Raw genomic sequence first — 16,888 nt, 5'->3', positions numbered from 1 at the left:
GGCGCTAGTCTCAGGGCCTTGCGCAGACGATGGCGGTGAGAATGAACGGAATGACCTGATGCGCGACGGCCTTGCTGCCCGCAAGCCGAGAATGCTCCTCGACCGACTCGATCGGCGCCTTGACGACGACGCCGTAAATCGAGCCCGGCAGAGGGTGGCCGCTTCCTTGCCTGAACAGCGCGTCATACTGCTCATAGGCGAAAACGGCATAGACGTTGAAGCCGAACACCGTGAGCGCGGCGTCACTGGTAGGCCGGAATGCATTGATCGAATTCTGTTCGACCCGCATCGGATCGCGATCGATATAGCCGTGATTGAACAGGCGCACGATGAACGCGTGCGCGTTGGTTTTACAGTCGAACTGAGCGTCTAGCGCATACGCGTGGCTCGGCGCGGGGGCAAGCCAGAATCCGGCCGAAAAGAATGCGGCCAGTGCATTGAGGAGGATTTTTCTCATGGCAGTTTGCGCGAACCTGATAGGTCCGCCGTGCTCGTCACCCGTACCACGTGCCCCGGTTGGACAGGCATGCTCCAATCCGCGATCTTTCTGCCGATCTTGTCGCGCAGGTGCATGCCGACCGTCTTGCGATCCGACAACAGCGAGGCTGATGCCGCGGCGACAAGCGCGGCGGATAGAACCCGTGTGATTGCATTCATGGTGGCGCTCCGTTTCGGTGACGACGGCCCGACCGTAAGCGACGTAACGCGTCGCATCCCGAGTCGTCCTGCGCGCTCTGGCCACATGGACCCCGGCGCTTGATCCGAACGTGCGCCCGATCACTCGAAGCCGAACCGCACCGCCAACCTCCGATTTGCGAAACGACTTCCATGACGAATCGCAGTGCACCGGCGCTGGCGCGCGAGTATCTCGCAGGCTCGTCCCCAGCGCTACTGCTTGGTCTGCTGCCGCAAGTATTCGTCATATTTCATCTGCATGTACTGTTGCCGATCCATTTCATGCAGTTGTCGCGGATATCGCTCGCTGGCGTCGAACCAGTCGGTCAGGCGTTGCTCGAGTCGCTTGTCAGGCGGGCTGGACAGCGCGCCGAGATACGCATCGATGGCCAGGTAGTAGCGCATCGTGTTGCGCTCCATAAGGCCGCGCATCCCGCCGATGTATTCCGCCTGAGCCGCGGACGGATCGGCGATGTTGGTGAAGCCAACCTTGCCGCGACCGAAGGCGGCCAGATAGGTTTTCATCGCAAGACGCCCGATCACGCCGTAACTATAGGCATAGGTCAGATGCAGGAACGTGCGGTTGTCGCCAAGCGCCACCGCTTCCAGCGCAATCCGATAATCGCGGGTGTTCAATGGTCCCCGGTCCGCATGGAGCTTGACCTGCAGGTATCCCGGGCCGGTGGTTGCCGCGTCGTATTCGAATTGCACCCGGTAAGTCGTGCTGAGCTCCTCGGCAACTTCCTTCTTGCTGACGTTCACGATCAGCATATTGCCGCCGCCGGCGTCGGTAGTACGGCAATACTTGATATTGGGGTGCAGGATTAATGCGTCGCACCAGTTCAACGGGCCTCGCGAAGGGTCATTGAACGCGCCGTTGACGGTCGCGAACGGGTAGGCCATCACCGCGTAGACCTCACCCTTGAGCGTGGAAGACGATTCCTCCGAGTCGAGATACAACGGGCGCTCGAACTGGTTGTGATCGAGCCGGGGAATCAGTTGCCGGTAAGCCTCTCGCAAGTTGGCCGCGTCGTCCGCACCGTCCGCAGGCGTCCCTCCCAGGCATGGCAGGCTGCACGCCATCAGCATCGACGCCATCAGCGCCACCTTGCGTAGCGCGTGGCTGGTTGGGCTTCCGGCAGATGCACTCATCGATTTGCTCCGGCTCGCGACGGCATGCACGTTAGGCTGATCGAACGCGAGACATTTCTTTCGTCGACGCGGCTGGCGGATGTCGCCGCGCGTCGCGGCGCGCACGGGCATGCCCGGCGCCAATACATTGGGTGAAAAACCTGCGCAGAATCCACGCCTCTACGTTCTGTCCTGCAATCTGCGATACGAGGTAACGCCCGACTGCGGCGATTGTGCGGCGATGGCTGCCGCAGTATCGCGGCATCCATCTGTCGCGGCCGACACAGCGATCAATGCGTCTTCTTCGCTTGCTTCGCCTGCTGCCTGATCGCTTCCTTGGCGTCGCCGTACTTCTTCTGCACTTCTCCGACTGCTTGCTGGGCATCGCCTTTGACTTCCTGCTTCGTGTCGCCAGTGGCTCGGCCAATTTCCTCGTTGACCTTGCCCTTTGCCTTCTCCGCGACGCCCTTGACTTGATCCTTGTTCATTGCGAATGCTCCGGTCACAGCTGCTGGATGGATGACCTGCCGCCCGTCGCGATGAGCGCATCGAGCGATGCACGCGATACGGCAGAATCTGAAAAGCAGCAATCGCTCACCGCATTCCGCAGTCACGCTGGCGCGTGCATGGCGGAATGCCGGCAGAGCCTCCTGCTGACGTGCCGCTACATCGGCGGCGTATTACCCGAATGAAGCGCCCCGCCCCATAGCGAATCCGCCACCGCAGGCCAATGGTCCTTGTCGAATCCGGATGCGCTCTTCATCCGTTCTTCTGTTACGTCGAGCCGGAAGCATTTCTTGCCGGTATCGAGGGTGAACGCGCTCCACGGCACTGCGAAAAGTTTGTCGCCTATCCCGAGGAAACCGCCACACGACAGCACGGCGTACGCGATCCGGCCGCTGCCAACGTCTAGCATGATGTCTACGACCTTCCCGATCTCCTTGCCATCGGATGACAAGACGTTATCCCCAGTCAGCGTGGTAGCCGCCATGACATCAGGACCAGGCCCGCCTGTGGTGGTTGCGCGACCGATGATGCGGGCGCCGCTGCCGTTGCTCGGAAGTGGATTGCTGGGAGAAACAGGTGTCATGATCAGCTCCGGTATTCGTTGCACGAAATGCCGGCGAGCGTCGCCGGCCAGCGTGACGGTGCGAAGCGCGCGCCGATCGGGCTCTGTTCCGAACCGGGACGATGCGCGCTTCGCCTGCAATCGCCCGCCGTCATTCGGGCCGAAACATTCTCGATTCGAGCAGCGTTTCGGGCTGAAATGCGCGCTGGTTTCCGCGCTATGCCCAGCCTGGATCATTGCCGTATCACACTACGCATCGCCTCGAGCAGCACCGGCTTTCGGCCCCGGTATCTATTGCTGTCGACGAGATGACATTGAAAGCGCGACGCATGTACGATGCGCGTCGACGTGCCGTGCCGAGGCTCCCCCTGTGTCGATGTGTGCTCGGTGCGCGTACCGGGCATGCGGCTGGAGAACACATCCGAACTGCCGTGGCATGCGTACCAGTCAACTCAACCTACCCTATGCGCGAGCAGCCCGGGAGTCGGTACGCTGCCGTACCCATGCGGGAACGGCAGTGATGCGGTCGCATCGTGGGAGCGGTCACAGATCGCCTGTTGACACGCTGCCTTGGTCTCAAGCGTCGATTGAAAATGGCATGCCGATTTTCAATCCATGCGGACATCGACAATCGCGTATGCGCCTCCACCCTCCGCATGACGGGGTCACTCAAAACAAGTCGGGAACGGTCAGCAGGTGGCGGGCGATTTAACCGAAGTGATTCGGCGATTCGGGGATGGAAAGCGTGTTGCCGGTCAGTCCCGGTCGCTGCGCATCGTGAGAAATCATGCCGTCCTCCAGGATCGCGCACATTGCGACGAGCAGCATGATCGCGACGGCCACGAGTCCCGCATAGCCGATGATCTTGAGCGTCTTCATTTTGCTTCCTGCGATAAACGATGGCTGTCGCGACCTGGATCGTTTTGATCGCGGTCGTTGACCAGCCATCGCGTGACGAGCACGTAAGCGAGATGCCCTATCTCAATCCCAAATAGCCGAGGACGAACAGAACGATGACCACGGCTCCAACGAGCCAGACAATGTTGTACATGGCAACTCCCCTCAAGTTAGACGCCGACCTGATCTGCTGCGCGGCTTTTGGGCCACGGAGCCACGCGGGCGAAGCTTCCAGCGATACCCGGCGTTCTGCCGCAGCAAAGACTTGCGCGATTGAGCCGGTTATCGGTTCGAAGGCGCGCCTCGCGACGGGGGCCGGGAACTCGATGCGCGAAGGGCATAACTCGACGTTCTCGCATCCAATAGCGGATGTCTGTACGGTAGTAGCCGCAGTGAGGTCGGCACGATGCGTGAAGCACCGTGCGAGAGGGGAATATCCCCCCTCGTGAAGCCTCCGTGTCCAATCACGCCTTTTTGACAGCTTCCTTGGCGTCGCCAAGATTCTTGCGCGCCTGGCCGGCTGCTTGCTGGAGATCGCCTTTGACTTCCTGTTTCGTGTTGTGCGTGGCACGGCCAATGACCTCATTCACCTTGCCTTTGACCTTCTCCGCAGTTCCCTTGACTTGATCCTTGTTCATGGTAGAGCTCCAATACGTAACTGATCTGTGGATGCTGCTGCTATCTGTTGCCGTCAGGTGATGACACCGTCCGATCGGTGAATCGGTATTCGATAAAAATCATCAGATATCCATATTTTTACCGGCTGACGAGGGTGTTTCAATGTGCGGGCGGACGATTCGTGGCGACGTCTCGGGTCGCTGCCCAGTACGGCTGCCGATTGTAGAACTGGTGAAGCGACGAACCCCACTGCTCGTCCGCCATCGATGGCCAATGGTCCTTGTCGAACGCGGGGGCATTTTTCACGTGGTCTGCGGTAACGTCGAGCCGGAAGCATTTTTCGTCCGTGTCCAGGGTCAGCGCACTCCACGGAATGGCGTAAAGTTTGCCGCCGATGCCGAGAAAGCCCCCGCTTGACAGCACGGCATAGGCAACCCGGCCGCTGCGTACGTCCAGCATGATGTCTGAAATCTTCCCGATCTCCAGCCGGTCGGACGTGAAGAGCTTGTTTCCCTTGAGCGTATCGGCTTCCATCACGTTGGGGCCGGGCCCGTCGCCGGCCCCGCTGCCGACAATCGCCGCACCCGTATCGCTGGTCGATGGCCGATGGGTCGGGTCTAGTATCGTCATGATTCCCTCCTGGTTTCATTTCGCGGGACGCCGGAGCGGATCGCCGGCTCGCCGTGATGGACGGCACACACCGGTCACGCGATATGAGCGGTTACGTGCCGGACAGGTGTCGCCTCTGGCCGCCCTACCCGTTGCGCACCTGCCGCTCACGCTGAGCGCCTGGTGCATTGAAGAGGGAGAGCGAGTTGCAACGATGCGCGGTGCCGGGATACGAAGTCGGTACGGCGCCGTACCGGGCCGCGAGAATGAACGATCGGAGCCGGTGCTCAGATGAAAACGAACATCGCGATCACGGCGGCGCCCATCACACCGGTTGAAAGCCATCCCACCCACCGCAGCAGCACGGGTGTGACGAAGGCGCCCATGACCTTTGGGTTCGACGCCATCAGCATCATCAGCACCATGATCGGTACCGACGTGACGCCGTTGATGACCGCGCTCCAGAACAGCGCCTTGATCGGGTCGATCGCCGTGAAATCGAGCGCGAGGCCCACGACGGTCGCGAGCACGATGATCGCGTAGAACCGTTTCGCCAGTTGCGGCTCGAGGGCAAGGCTGTTTTTCCACTTGAACGTGCCAGCCATCGCGTAGGCCGCCGAGCCGGCCAGCACTGGCAGCGCGAGCAGCCCCGTGCCGATGATGCCGAGACTGAAGAGCAGGAACGCAAACTGCCCTGCGATCGGTTTCAATGAGGAGGCGGCCTGCGCCGACGTCTGGATATCGGTGATATGGTGCGCATGCAGCGTGACCGCAGTCGTGAGAATGATGAAAAACGCAACGAGATTGGAAAATGCCATTCCGATCGACGTATCGAGGCGGATGCGGCTCAGGTTTGCCGGCCCTTGCGACGGCATTTTCGTCAGCGCCTGCTGTCCCTCCTTCGCCTGCAGTTCCTCGACCTCCTGTGACGCCTGCCAGAAGAACAGATACGGGCTGATGGTGGTGCCGAACACGGCGACCACCGTCGTGATGTAGCCGGTGCTCCACGAGCCGTGCGGAAGTACCGTGCGCAGCGCCACGGTCGCCCACGGGATCTGGACCGCAAAGATCACGCCGACGTAGGCGAACAGCGCCAGGGTGAGCCACTTTAGGATACGGACATACCTGCGGTACGGCACGAACATCTGTAACACCAGCGAAAACACGCCTAACACGACCGTGTAAGCCCGCGTGGGCCCGCCGACCAGCAGGTTGACGGCTGCGCCCATGGCCGTCAGGTCGGCCGCGATATTGATCGTATTCGCCACCAGCAGGAGGATGACGGTGCCATACAGCAGCCACCGCGGGTAATGACGTCGCAGATTCGTCGCGAGACCATGGCCGCTCACCCGGCCGATCCTCGCGCTCACGACCTGAATGGCAACCATCAGCGGATAGGTCAGCAGGACGGTCCACAGCATGTCGAAGCCGAATTGCGCACCCGCCTGCGAATAGGTGGCGATGCCGCTCGGATCGTCGTCCGCCGCACCGGTGATCAGTCCAGGTCCGAGCTTCGTCAGCCACGAGTCGGCCTGGCTATCGACATCGCTGCTGAGTGTTGCGGACGGAACCTTGTCGTATTCCATAAACGTCCCGAGCGGCGCGCCACCTGTTGATTGCATGAGCGAATCTGCTATTCATGCCGCGCACCAGTCTTGGTTTGGCACCCGCAGTGATTGACCAGGGCGCCACCGCGAACGCGTGCGGCGTGCCGCCGATTGAACTGTGCCGGAACGGCTGTCCATTGCGAAGCCGCAACATCGGACATGATGAAACGGGCCTCAAGGAACCTGACCGGCCGGGTTCACGTGATGACCGCAGCCGACCTACCATCCTTCCCGTTGCCCGGACCCATGCGCCCCCTGGTCATCGGCACGCCCCGAGTGATTCATGTGGTCACGGGAAGGGCCGCGTTGATTCCACCCGCTTTCGTGACCACCACCGTACGAGCCGCCATACCCCCCGCCTCGATCACCACGATAGCCGTCGCCGGGTACCCAGAGGCATCCGGCAAGCATGGTTGCAATGGCGGCAAGACCGACATAGATAGATGAACGCATGTTGCTCTCCTTACCAGTCGCATTCGAGTGTGGCGCTTCGTTTGATCGACCGGAGACGAATGACGGAATCATTCTCCACAGATGTGAACCACGTCGATGTTCGTGAAGAGATCGCGCACGAATGCATGGTCGCGGGAGACATCCTCCTGTAGACGAGGTTGCGTGTCTGTACGATGAAGGACGCTTGCGGTGGCGGACCGGTGGAAGCACGTTGTCGCCATCGCGATTCTCCGCAATGCGGTTTGACATACGTTGCCGGACCGGTTGCGCGACATTGACCGACACGGGCCAACCTTGTTGTCGGCTTGCCAAAAGCGACATGCCGGACGTGACGCGCGCCGACGATCGACATTCCGCCCACACGGCGGGCGTGCTGCAAAGCTGAACGAGACGCGGGCCAAGGCGGATGTTGCGTCTTTGTACGCTGTCGTACCGCGTCCGCGGCCGCCCTGGCGTAGCGTCGAAAACGCCATCAACGACCAGGAGACGATGATGCTGAGACGAACATTCATATTGGGTACGCCGGGATCCATCCTTGCCATTTCCCTTGCGGTTTCGGGTTGCACGACAACCGGCACATCCGACGCCAGCGGCCACCAGGCCGACAAACGCCACTCAATTGATACAGGTGTCGACGCGACCCTTGCACGTCTTTACACCAGCGCGAACGGCTCGCATGAGCTCGTCGGCAAGGCGCGTGGCGTGCTGGTGTTCCCGTCCGTCATCGCGGCCGGCTTCGTCCTCGGCGGCCAGTACGGCGAAGGATCGCTGCGCGTTGCCGGCGGCACGGTTGGGTACTACAGCACCACGACCGGCTCGATCGGGCTGCAGATCGGCGCGCAATCAAAAGCCATCATTTTCCTGTTCATGACCGCGGATGCGCTTGATCGCTTCCGTAACAGCGAAGGCTGGTCGGTGGGCGGCGATGCATCGGTGGCGGTACTGAAAGTCGGCGCGAACGGCAATGTCGACACCAGCACCGCGACCGCGCCGATCGAAGCGTTCGTCCTGACGAACAGCGGGTTGATGGCCGGTGTGACGCTCGAAGGAACGAAGATCACGAAGCTGACGGCGCTGTAGCGCTCACGCTCAAGGCCTGCTGGACGAACGAACCGGCCAACACGTCGATCCGATGGCGCGGCGGCAGATCAGGGTTCAACACACCTGATACGCACATAGGCGTGCTCGTGCGCGGCGCTTGTCCGGCAACGTACCGGACGCACGCGAGTCATCGCGGCATACCGTTCCGCGGTCGACACCGGGTAGGGCTGGCGACCGCGATTTCCCGTCAAACGCTCCGTGAAATATCAGTTCCGTATCGAGCGCGCGAGATTGCGCGCACCTTGATGAGACATGTGTCGGCACTATAATTTTCGAAGGTAGGCTCGTATTCGAACGGCCATCCCGCACTCATCGAGAAAAGGGACACATTGCCGTCTTCCGCCGATTCCCGCAGCGCCCACGTCTGCCGGATGCTCGATCGTCAGCCGGACGCAAGCGCAGGAGCCACACATGCAGGACAACCCGCCCCTTACCGAAAATCACCTGCTTGCCGCGCTGCCCGAAAACGAGCGCGCCCACTTCGCCGAACACCTGACGCTCGTCGAGATGCCGTTGGGAAAAGTGCTGTACGAGTCGGGCGGCCAGCTTCATCACGTCTTTTTTCCGACCACGTCGATCGTTTCGTTGCTGTATGTGATGGAGGACGGCTCGTCCGCTGAAATCGCGATCGTCGGTCATGAAGGCATGATTGGCGTGTCGTTGTTCATGGGCGGCGAAACGACCCCGAGTCGCGCCGTCGTGCAAAGCGCGGGGCAAGCTTACCGCCTCGACGCGCGTATCCTGAAAGAAGAATTCCGGCGCGGTAATTCGATGCAACGCCTGTTGTTGCGCTATACGCAGGCGCTCATCACGCAGATGGCCCAGACCGCGGTGTGCAACCGGCATCACTCGATCGATCAGCAACTGTGCCGCTGGCTGCTGCTCAGCCTCGACCGCCTGCCTTCGAATCAGCTGCGCATGACGCAGGAGCTGATCGCCAACATGCTGGGCGTGCGCCGGTCGGGCGTGACGGAAGCTGCATTGAAGCTGCAGGACGCGGGTCTCATCCGCTACAACTACGGCCATATCGAGGTGCTGGACCGGCCCGGGCTCGAAGAGCGCGTGTGCGAATGCTACGGCGTGGTCAAGCGCGAATTCGATCGCCTGCTGCCCGATCTGAAGCGACTCTAGCCGCCTCTGCACCGCAGCGCGGCGCGAACGACTCCGAATGCTCGATTCCGTGACCATGCGACTGCCGGTGCGACGGAATCCCTACCCGACCTCATCTCATCCGACCACCCAGTACGGCGTCCGGTTGTAGTACTGGTGAAGCGACAATCCCCACTGTGATTGCGTCATCACCGGCCAATGCTCGTCGTCGAAGCCCGGGGTGCCCTTGACGTGGGCGGCGGTCACGTCCAGATGGAAACATTTGTCGTCGGTATCGTATTCCATCGCACTCCACGGAATGGCGCAAAGCATCTCGCCCGTTCCTCCGCTGCAAACAACCGCGTAGGCAATTTTGCCATGGTGCAAGTCGAGCACGATGTCGAAAACATTCCCGATATCCTCGCCGTCCGACGCGATGATCCTGCTGCCCTTCAACGCATCCGCGGTCGTCACCATATGACCGGATTCATCGCCGGTATCGCGTTCGACAAGCTTGGCCCCGTTGCTATCATCCTCAGATCGATTCGGGGTGTGGAGCATCCTCATGATGTCCTCCTTGGACAAGATCCGGGAATATCCATGGCGTGCACAGTCTCGACATTGACACCCAACGCACGAGAAAACGCTGCGCGCACCGGCATCGGAAGTCGGTACGGTTCCGCACCTGGACACGCCAGGAATATCGGCTCGCCGTCGCTCTGACAGATACCCCTGCGTTCGTCGATATCGCTGAATACCGGTGACAACTCGATGGGTCCTGGTCACGCGAGGCGCCGATGAGCGCCGCGCAACCTGCGCTAACTGTGCTTGATGTTCGACGACTTCCGGTAATGCTTTCGATGGGCCGGGGTGGCAATCATCCTGGTGACACCGCCCATCGACGGCGGATCGCTGGCGGGGAACGTCCCCTCGGCGACTTCGTCGACATTGCGTTCGCTCTAGCCGCCGTTCGTATGCTGCTCTCGATACCTGCTGCGCATAACCGCCTCCAGGGAGCTGAGTGCCGGACGAGGCTGGCCCGGATTCGACGGGCTGCGTGCGGGCGACACGCCAGCGTGGAATGCCGTCGGTCACGACGCCAGCATAGGCCCGATTTGAAAACTCCACCGGGCACGCGCGCGGCTCGCGTCGCAGCCGGATCGGCCGTGATCTCGACTCATCTGGACTGCGCCGATAAGCGCGCATGCCGGTCCGCGCAAGCGCAAGGCCATTCCGATTCCACTCGCCAGGTGGACCGGCAAACCGTTCGGCACCGGACAGACTGAGCCCGCGCATCCCGCGTAGAGCTGAGCTATCGGGCCGAATTCGCCGCCGACCGGATGCGTCGCGGTACATCGACTCCTTCCCGATTTTTACCAGAATCCGCCATGACACTCGCTCTTCTCCCCCTCCCCCGACAGATTGCCAGCGCGTTCGCCGTGGCGGCGACAGTCGCCCTCGGCACAGCCGTCTTCCCCGCGCTCTCGATTGCCGCCGGACCCGCACCGGGTCAATCACAGCCCCACGTCATGACCGTCGCGGCCCAAAAGTCGGTCGACGGGCGCATCAACAGCCTGCACCAGCGACTTGGAATCACACCTGGCCAGGAATCCCTGTGGCAGCCGGTCGCGCAGGTCATGCGCGATAACGCGAACGCGATGGAATCGCTCAGGAAGATCCGTAGCGATCACGCGAGCACCATGAGCGCGATGGACGATCTCCATTCCTATGGCGATGTTGCCAACGTGCACGCCGACGGCGTCAAAAAGCTGACCACGGCATTTCAACCGCTATATGACAGCATGTCCGATACGCAAAAGCGGAGCGCGGATGCGATTTTCCGTGGCAATGGTCGTCACCTGATCAAGAAACAATAGTTCCGGACCTTCCGCTGATACTGGCTATCCATGTCAGTCACGGACCAGCGGATCGCTGATCGATCGTACACGGGAGAACATGATGGACGTTTCTATCGGACATGCACGTCGAAACATAATGGCGCCCAGATCGGGCATGCGACTCGTCGGCTTGATCGTCGCGATCAGCTGCCTTTTCGCCGCACCCCAGTTGCATGCGGAGAGAATGAATCACGGTTGGGACCAGAGCAATCACGCGCGCATGAGACATCAGGGTGGTCGCCACTACGACCATTACCGGAACGGCGGCCACGACGGTTATAACGGCGACGAGGAGTATGCGTATGGCGCGCCTCCGATGGTTTACGCGCCGGCACCGGCACCGGGCATCTCGCTGTTCATACCGCTGCGGCTGCGTTGAGACACGAACCGAATCCGGCAGCCTCGGTCGCCCCGCAGCCCGTCGACGTGGCGATCCTCACTGCTTCGCGATCCTGACGACGAAGACCGAGAGGATGTTCCGCGACGTGCCGGGAAGGACGGCTCGCCGCCGGATGGCCCCCCGTGCTCGAACCGGTGCACGCTTTGTACGGTTTCGTACCGCATCGGCGATTCGTCGCGTGTAGCGTTTCAACCATGCCGGCCATCCGAGGAGACGCGATCGGCAGGAATCGCTCCGCACCGACGGATGAACGACTGGATGCCACGGTGTGGCAGGCAGTTCAGCCGGATCACCGACGTGCCGGGCATCGCTCTGGCGAGGACATCATGTTGCGAAGCATTCGAAGGTTGCACGGAGACACGGTTCGAGCGAAGGACGGCGATATCGGGCACATCCACCAGGCCTACTTCGACGATGACAACTGGTGCATCCGTTACCTCGTCGTCGAGACGGGCGACTGGCTGCACGACAGGCAGGTGCTGGTTTCGCCGTATTCCGTCACGCATGCCGACCCTGAAACCCGCACGCTATACGTCAGCCTGACGCAACAGCAGGTGAGAGACAGCCCGAACGTGGACACGCACAAGCCGGTATCCCGCCAGCACGAAATCGAGATCCTGCGTTACTACAACTACCCGACTTACTGGGGCGGCCCGAACCTTTGGGGAATGGGCGCGTACCCGGCTTTCGATCCTGCCGGGCCGTCGCAGGACCCTGACGCGGGCGATCCGCTTTTCTCGCATACCGCGCCGGCCAGCGCAGCGGCAGATACGCATCTGCACAGCACCGGCGAGGTCGACGGATATCGGCTCGACGCCACGGACGGACATATCGGCCACGTGTCGGACTTCATTTACGATGACGAAGCGTGGGTGATCCGCTACCTGGCGATCGACACGTCGAGCTGGTGGTCGACCGGCAAGGAAGTGCTGGTCGCGACCCACTGGCTCGACCAGGTGGACTGGTCAACGGAAACGATATCGACCACGCTCACGCGCGATGCAATCCGCCGGAGCCCTCTATACGACGATTCGCAGCTCGTTCATCGCAGCTACGAAATCGAGTTGCACGACTTCTACGGCAAGCACGGCTATTGGCACGGAGACCGATGACGCAGACCGGTAACGCAGACCCGCGCAACGGGTAGCCAACGCAACCACCATGCCGTACGGGATTTCCCGTGACCGGACGCCAGGGAGCAACTGCATGACCTCAGCCGTTTTCCCGCCAACCGAAGATTCGGCACTCGATACGCTTTGCATCAATACGCTGCGCTTCCTGTCGATCGATGCCGTGCAGAAAGCGGCGAGCGGTCATCCGGGCTTGCCGCTGGGCGCAGCACCGATGGCCTATTCATTATGGATGCGCCATCTCAAGCATCATCCCGCCAATCCGGCGTGGCTTGATCGGGATCGCTTCGTCCTGTCGGCCGGACATGGCTCGATGCTGTTGTACAGTCTGCTTCACCTGACCGGCTACGACCTGCCACTCGACCAGATCGGTCGCTTCCGGCAATCGGGCAGCCTCACGCCCGGCCATCCGGAGCGCGGCCTGACGCCCGGCGTCGAAACGACAACCGGCCCGCTCGGCCAGGGCTTCGCCAACGCCGTCGGTATGGCGATTGCGGAGACACAGCTTGCTGCGTGCTACAACCGCCCCGGCTTCGAGATCGTCGATCACCACACCTACGCGCTCGTCAGCGACGGCGACCTGATGGAAGGCGTCGCAGCGGAAGCCGCATCGCTGGCCGGCCATCTCCGGCTCGGCAAGCTGATCTGCCTGTACGACGACAATCGGGTCACGCTGTCCGCCGGCACCGCGATCACCTTCACCGAAGATCGCGCGCAACGGTTCGACGCCTATGGCTGGCATACCGAAACGGTCGACGACGGCAACGATCTGGCCGCCATCGACGCGGCGTTGGTCAACGCGCGTGCCGAGCAACTGCGTCCGTCGTTGATCCTCGTGCGCACGCATCTCGGCTACGGCTCGCCCAACCGGCAAGATACCTACCAGGCTCACGGATCGCCGCTCGGCGACGCCGAGGTGCGCCTGACCAAGCACAACGTCGGCTGGCCGCCCGACCCCGCGTTTCATATCCCTGCACCAGCGCTCGCGCATTTTCGTCGTGCACTGACGGAGGGGCGAGCCCGGGAAGAGCACTGGAACGCAATGTTCGCAGCCTATGCGCGCGCGTTTCCCGAGCTGTCCGAGGCGCTGCTGAACACGATGCGCGGCACGCTGCCCGACAGGTGGGATCGCGATATCCCGGTCTTTCCGGCCGATCCGAAAGGCATTGCGACGCGGGTTGCATCCGGAAAGGTGCTGAATGCCCTCGCCTCCCGCGTCCCTTCGCTCGTCGGCGGCTCCGCCGATCTGAATCCTTCCACCTTCACCGGGCTGACCGGGTTCGGCGATTTCGAGGCCACCGGCGTGAACGCGCTCGACCGGCAAGGCTCCGATGGCGGCGGCTGGAGCCGCAGCGGCCGCAATCTGCATTTCGGCGTGCGAGAGCACGCGATGGGCGCGATCCTGAACGGCCTGGCAACCCACGGCGGCATCCTGCCGTTCGGCGCGACTTTCCTGATCTTTTCCGACTACATGCGTCCGCCGATCCGGCTCGCCGCGTTGATGCGCCTGCAGGTGATCTATGTGTTCACGCACGACAGCCTCGCCGTCGGCGAGGACGGAGCGACGCATCAGCCGATGGAACAGCTTGCCAGCCTGCGCGCGGTCCCGGGCCTGCTGGTGATTCGACCGGCCGATGCCAACGAGACGGCCGTCGCGTGGCGGGTGGCGCTCGAAGCACGGGAGCGGCCGACCGCGCTGGTCCTGACCCGCCAGGACGTGCCGACGATCGATCGCCTTCGGTTCGCGCCGGCCGAGGGCTTGCGGCGCGGCGGCTACGTGCTGGCCGACGCCCCCGACGGCCACCCCACGCTGATCCTGATCGCGACAGGCTCGGAAGTCGCGCTCGCGCTGGCCGCGCACGCCGCACTGCTCGCGCGCGGCGTCGCGGTTCGGGTTGTGTCGCTACCTTGCTGGAGATTATTCGACGCGCAGCCCAAATCGTATCAGGACGCCGTGCTGCCGAAATCGGTCGGCGCGCGGCTGGCGATCGAAGCGGGGGTATCGCAGGGCTGGCACCGCTATGTGGGCGATCGTGGCGACGTGCTCAGCATTGCGAGCTTCGGCGCGTCGGCGCCGGGCGCCGAGCTGATGCGCGATTTCGGCTTCACGGTCGAGAACGTCTGCGATCGCGCGCTGAAACTGCTGGCGTGATCATTGGGCGGCCATTGCGCGTATCAGGCGTTCGAGCCGCCACCCGCATCGCACGTGCCGGCTTCGAGCACCGCGTCGACCATCGACTGCGCATCGGACACGATGCGCGCCACGTGATCCTCTCCGTTGAAGCTTTCCGCGTAGATCCGGTAGAGATCTTCGGTACCCGACGGCCGCGCAACGAACCAGCCGTGTTTCGTCATCACCTTGATGCCGCCGATCGCGGCCCGATTGCCTGGCGCCCGATCGAGTATCTGGACGATCGCTTCTCCCGCCAGTTCGGTGTGCGTGAACTGGTGCGGCGTCAGCCGCGCCAGCAATGCGCGCTGCTCACGTGTGGCTGCGGCCTGTACCCTCCGTTCGGCGGGCGCGCCGAATTGGTGCGCCAGACCTCGGTAAAGCTCCGCCGGATCGCGGCCGGTTCGGGTCGTCATTTCGGCGGACAGCAACGCGGGAACGATGCCGTCCTTGTCGGTCGTCCAGGGTTGCCCGTCGAGTTGTAGGCACGTGGCCCCCGCACTCTCCTCGCCGGCAAAGCCCAGCGTGCCGTCGAGTATTCCGCCGACGAACCACTTGAAGCCGACGGGCACTTCGTAGACTTCGCGATCGCATGCGCGGGCGACACGATCGATCATCCCGCTGCAGACGACCGACTTGCCGACCGCCGCGCGCGCGGGCCACCTCGACCGATGCGCAAACAGGTAATCGACGAGCACCGCGAGATAGTGATTGGGCGGCAGCAGGCCGTCGCTGCGCGTGACGATCCCGTGCCGGTCGTGGTCTGTATCGCACGCGAACGCGACGTCGAACCGGTCTTTCCGCGCGATCAGGGTCTGCATCGCATACGGCGACGACGGATCCATGCGGATCCGTCCGTCCCAGTCGACGCTCATGAAGCGAAAAGTCGGGTCGACTTCCTCGCTGACGATCGCGAGATTCAGGTGGTAACGCTCGGCAATCGCGCGCCAGTAGTGCACCCCGGCTCCGCCGAGCGGATCGACGCCGAGTCGGATCGGCGCGCCGCGCAGGATGTCCATGTCGATGACGCTAGCCAGGTCATCGACATACGTCGCGAGGAAGTCGTACCGGTGCGTCGTGGCGGCATCCGATGCCTTCGACAACGAGACGCGGCGCACGCCCGCGAGCCCCGCTTCGAGCAGATCGTTCGCCGCTGTTTCGATCCATCGGGTGACAGCCTCTTCGGCCGAGCCGCCGGTAGCCGGGTTGTACTTGATGCCGCCGTTGTCCGGGGGATTGTGCGACGGCGTCACCACGATGCCGTCGGCAAATCCGGCACTGCGTCCGCGGTTGTACTTCAGGATCGCGCGCGACACGGCCGGCGTAGGCGTGTATTCGCCCGGCGACGCCAGCATGACCTCGACGCCATTGGCAGCCAGCACCTCAAGCACGCTCGCCTGCGCCGGTTCGGAAAGTGCGTGCGTATCGATGCCGAGAAACAACGGACCATCGATGCCGTGCGAACGTCGATACCGGCAGACCGCCTGCGCGATCGCAAGGGCATGCCACTCGTTGAAGCTGCGGGTCAACGCCGAGCCCCGGTGTCCAGACGTGCCGAACGTCACACGTTGCGCCGGGACGGACGGGTCGGGCATATCGGTGTAGTACGCGGTCACGAGGCGGGGGACGTCGATCCACAGCGCGTATGGCGCAAGTAGGCCCGCCAGCGGACTGACGGGCATCGCGCCCGGCGCGCCCGGCGGATCGAATGGCGTGGGTTTCAACTTGCCGCCTGTATGGGTCACATTCACATTCTCGTCTGCTCAATGCGCGTTCGGTTTGCCCGCTCGACGCTCGAGCATGAGGATCAGGGCGATGATGCTGACGAAATGCTTGCGTTCCGCGGGCGTCAGGTCACCGAATTCCAGAATCGATTCCAGCCGAATTCGCCAGAGTGCCAATGGCGCAGGCTCACCGAGCGTGACGCGTGCAATGAGCCGTTCAAGTGCCCGCAGGTCTCCCTCGATTGCTGTGTGGGCCATGGCAATGCTCCGGTTGTCGTGATGGTCGGCGAACAGTCTATGACGACGCACGGCGCCGC

At 62.6% G+C, this 16,888-nt stretch carries 16 protein-coding genes and 1 pseudogene; 6 read left to right on the top strand and 11 right to left on the bottom strand.

Annotation, left to right across the window (positions count from 1 at the left end):
• Nucleotides 1-10: 10 nt before the first annotated feature.
• From LMA02_RS22895 to LMA02_RS22860, 8 genes and pseudogenes are all read right to left on the bottom strand, one after another.
• Nucleotides 11-457 (bottom strand): hypothetical protein, encoded by a 447-nt coding sequence (locus LMA02_RS22895; RefSeq protein WP_228910087.1) that lies wholly within the window; start codon nt 455-457, stop codon nt 11-13.
• A 431-nt stretch (nt 458-888) separates the two neighbouring features.
• On the bottom strand, nt 889-1,827 hold the full coding sequence (locus LMA02_RS22890) for a hypothetical protein (RefSeq protein WP_416378688.1): 939 nt from the start codon (nt 1,825-1,827) through the stop codon (nt 889-891).
• A 269-nt stretch (nt 1,828-2,096) separates the two neighbouring features.
• On the bottom strand, nt 2,097-2,294 hold the full coding sequence (locus tag LMA02_RS22885; protein ID WP_124906022.1) for a CsbD family protein: 198 nt from the start codon (nt 2,292-2,294) through the stop codon (nt 2,097-2,099).
• Between the two features lie 200 nt (nt 2,295-2,494).
• A pseudogene (locus LMA02_RS22880) lies at nt 2,495-2,896 on the bottom strand (PRC-barrel domain-containing protein); the annotation flags it as partial.
• Between the two features lie 687 nt (nt 2,897-3,583).
• Nucleotides 3,584-3,754: a hypothetical protein gene (locus LMA02_RS22875; RefSeq protein WP_170296387.1), complete on the bottom strand. Its 171-nt coding sequence runs from the start codon at nt 3,752-3,754 to the stop codon at nt 3,584-3,586.
• A 482-nt stretch (nt 3,755-4,236) separates the two neighbouring features.
• Nucleotides 4,237-4,410 (bottom strand): CsbD family protein, encoded by a 174-nt coding sequence (locus LMA02_RS22870; protein WP_012328521.1) that lies wholly within the window; start codon nt 4,408-4,410, stop codon nt 4,237-4,239.
• A 139-nt stretch (nt 4,411-4,549) separates the two neighbouring features.
• Entirely contained in the window at nt 4,550-5,020 is a 471-nt protein-coding gene (locus LMA02_RS22865) for a PRC-barrel domain-containing protein (RefSeq protein WP_228909918.1), read from the bottom strand.
• A gap of 266 nt (nt 5,021-5,286) precedes the next feature.
• Nucleotides 5,287-6,585: an NRAMP family divalent metal transporter gene (locus tag LMA02_RS22860; RefSeq protein WP_228910085.1), complete on the bottom strand. Its 1,299-nt coding sequence runs from the start codon at nt 6,583-6,585 to the stop codon at nt 5,287-5,289.
• 966 nt (nt 6,586-7,551) lie between these two features.
• Between LMA02_RS22860 and LMA02_RS22855 the strand changes: the two genes are divergently transcribed.
• Nucleotides 7,552-8,139 (top strand): YSC84-related protein, encoded by a 588-nt coding sequence (locus LMA02_RS22855; RefSeq protein ID WP_228910084.1) that lies wholly within the window; start codon nt 7,552-7,554, stop codon nt 8,137-8,139.
• 432 nt (nt 8,140-8,571) lie between these two features.
• On the top strand, nt 8,572-9,291 hold the full coding sequence (locus LMA02_RS22850) for a Crp/Fnr family transcriptional regulator (protein WP_098552474.1): 720 nt from the start codon (nt 8,572-8,574) through the stop codon (nt 9,289-9,291).
• Between the two features lie 96 nt (nt 9,292-9,387).
• Here the strand turns inward: LMA02_RS22850 and LMA02_RS22845 are convergent, their stop codons facing one another.
• A complete protein-coding gene (locus LMA02_RS22845; RefSeq protein WP_098552998.1) occupies nt 9,388-9,816 on the bottom strand; it encodes a PRC-barrel domain-containing protein in 429 nt (142 codons plus the stop codon).
• Nucleotides 9,817-10,637: 821 nt separating this feature from the next.
• Here LMA02_RS22845 and LMA02_RS22840 point away from each other — a divergent pair.
• The 4 genes from LMA02_RS22840 to tkt all read left to right on the top strand — a co-directional run bounded on the left by LMA02_RS22840 (nt 10,638) and on the right by tkt (nt 14,829).
• Nucleotides 10,638-11,126 carry a Spy/CpxP family protein refolding chaperone gene (locus tag LMA02_RS22840; protein WP_228909917.1) on the top strand — a complete coding sequence of 163 codons (489 nt, stop codon included), beginning with the start codon at nt 10,638-10,640 and terminating at the stop codon, nt 11,124-11,126.
• Between the two features lie 136 nt (nt 11,127-11,262).
• Nucleotides 11,263-11,526: a hypothetical protein gene (locus LMA02_RS22835; protein WP_228909916.1), complete on the top strand. Its 264-nt coding sequence runs from the start codon at nt 11,263-11,265 to the stop codon at nt 11,524-11,526.
• Nucleotides 11,527-11,873: 347 nt separating this feature from the next.
• Nucleotides 11,874-12,659, top strand: coding sequence for a PRC-barrel domain-containing protein (locus LMA02_RS22830; protein WP_228909915.1), 786 nt, complete (start codon nt 11,874-11,876; stop codon nt 12,657-12,659).
• A gap of 94 nt (nt 12,660-12,753) precedes the next feature.
• A complete protein-coding gene (gene tkt, locus LMA02_RS22825; RefSeq protein WP_228909914.1) occupies nt 12,754-14,829 on the top strand; it encodes a transketolase in 2,076 nt (691 codons plus the stop codon).
• A gap of 23 nt (nt 14,830-14,852) precedes the next feature.
• Here tkt and pgm read toward each other — a convergent pair whose 3' ends face one another.
• Both pgm and LMA02_RS22815 read right to left on the bottom strand, forming a co-directional pair.
• Nucleotides 14,853-16,529, bottom strand: coding sequence for a phosphoglucomutase (alpha-D-glucose-1,6-bisphosphate-dependent) (gene pgm, locus LMA02_RS22820; RefSeq protein WP_228910083.1), 1,677 nt, complete (start codon nt 16,527-16,529; stop codon nt 14,853-14,855).
• Nucleotides 16,530-16,610: 81 nt separating this feature from the next.
• On the bottom strand, nt 16,611-16,829 hold the full coding sequence (locus tag LMA02_RS22815) for a hypothetical protein (RefSeq protein WP_228909913.1): 219 nt from the start codon (nt 16,827-16,829) through the stop codon (nt 16,611-16,613).
• Nucleotides 16,830-16,888 lie beyond the last annotated feature (59 nt).

Source organism: Burkholderia sp. B21-005, from assembly GCF_020843965.1.
Lineage (GTDB): Bacteria > Pseudomonadota > Gammaproteobacteria > Burkholderiales > Burkholderiaceae > Burkholderia > Burkholderia ambifaria.
Note: the sequence above shows the minus strand (reverse complement) of the source record. Positions and strands in the feature narration are given on the sequence as shown.

Coding starts and splice junctions, on each gene's coding strand:
- LMA02_RS22850 (WP_098552474.1), top strand. CDS start 8,572: ATGCAGGACAACCCGCCCCTTACCGAAAATCACCTGCTTGCCGCGCTG.
- LMA02_RS22815 (WP_228909913.1), bottom strand. CDS start 16,829: ATGGCCCACACAGCAATCGAGGGAGACCTGCGGGCACTTGAACGGCTC.
- LMA02_RS22860 (WP_228910085.1), bottom strand. CDS start 6,585: ATGGAATACGACAAGGTTCCGTCCGCAACACTCAGCAGCGATGTCGAT.
- LMA02_RS22840 (WP_228909917.1), top strand. CDS start 10,638: ATGACACTCGCTCTTCTCCCCCTCCCCCGACAGATTGCCAGCGCGTTC.
- LMA02_RS22845 (WP_098552998.1), bottom strand. CDS start 9,816: ATGAGGATGCTCCACACCCCGAATCGATCTGAGGATGATAGCAACGGG.
- LMA02_RS22835 (WP_228909916.1), top strand. CDS start 11,263: ATGCGACTCGTCGGCTTGATCGTCGCGATCAGCTGCCTTTTCGCCGCA.
- pgm (WP_228910083.1), bottom strand. CDS start 16,529: ATGCCCGTCAGTCCGCTGGCGGGCCTACTTGCGCCATACGCGCTGTGG.
- LMA02_RS22890 (WP_416378688.1), bottom strand. CDS start 1,827: ATGAGTGCATCTGCCGGAAGCCCAACCAGCCACGCGCTACGCAAGGTG.
- LMA02_RS22870 (WP_012328521.1), bottom strand. CDS start 4,410: ATGAACAAGGATCAAGTCAAGGGAACTGCGGAGAAGGTCAAAGGCAAG.
- LMA02_RS22855 (WP_228910084.1), top strand. CDS start 7,552: ATGCTGAGACGAACATTCATATTGGGTACGCCGGGATCCATCCTTGCC.
- LMA02_RS22885 (WP_124906022.1), bottom strand. CDS start 2,294: ATGAACAAGGATCAAGTCAAGGGCGTCGCGGAGAAGGCAAAGGGCAAG.
- LMA02_RS22895 (WP_228910087.1), bottom strand. CDS start 457: ATGAGAAAAATCCTCCTCAATGCACTGGCCGCATTCTTTTCGGCCGGA.
- LMA02_RS22865 (WP_228909918.1), bottom strand. CDS start 5,020: ATGACGATACTAGACCCGACCCATCGGCCATCGACCAGCGATACGGGT.
- LMA02_RS22830 (WP_228909915.1), top strand. CDS start 11,874: ATGTTGCGAAGCATTCGAAGGTTGCACGGAGACACGGTTCGAGCGAAG.
- tkt (WP_228909914.1), top strand. CDS start 12,754: ATGACCTCAGCCGTTTTCCCGCCAACCGAAGATTCGGCACTCGATACG.
- LMA02_RS22875 (WP_170296387.1), bottom strand. CDS start 3,754: ATGAAGACGCTCAAGATCATCGGCTATGCGGGACTCGTGGCCGTCGCG.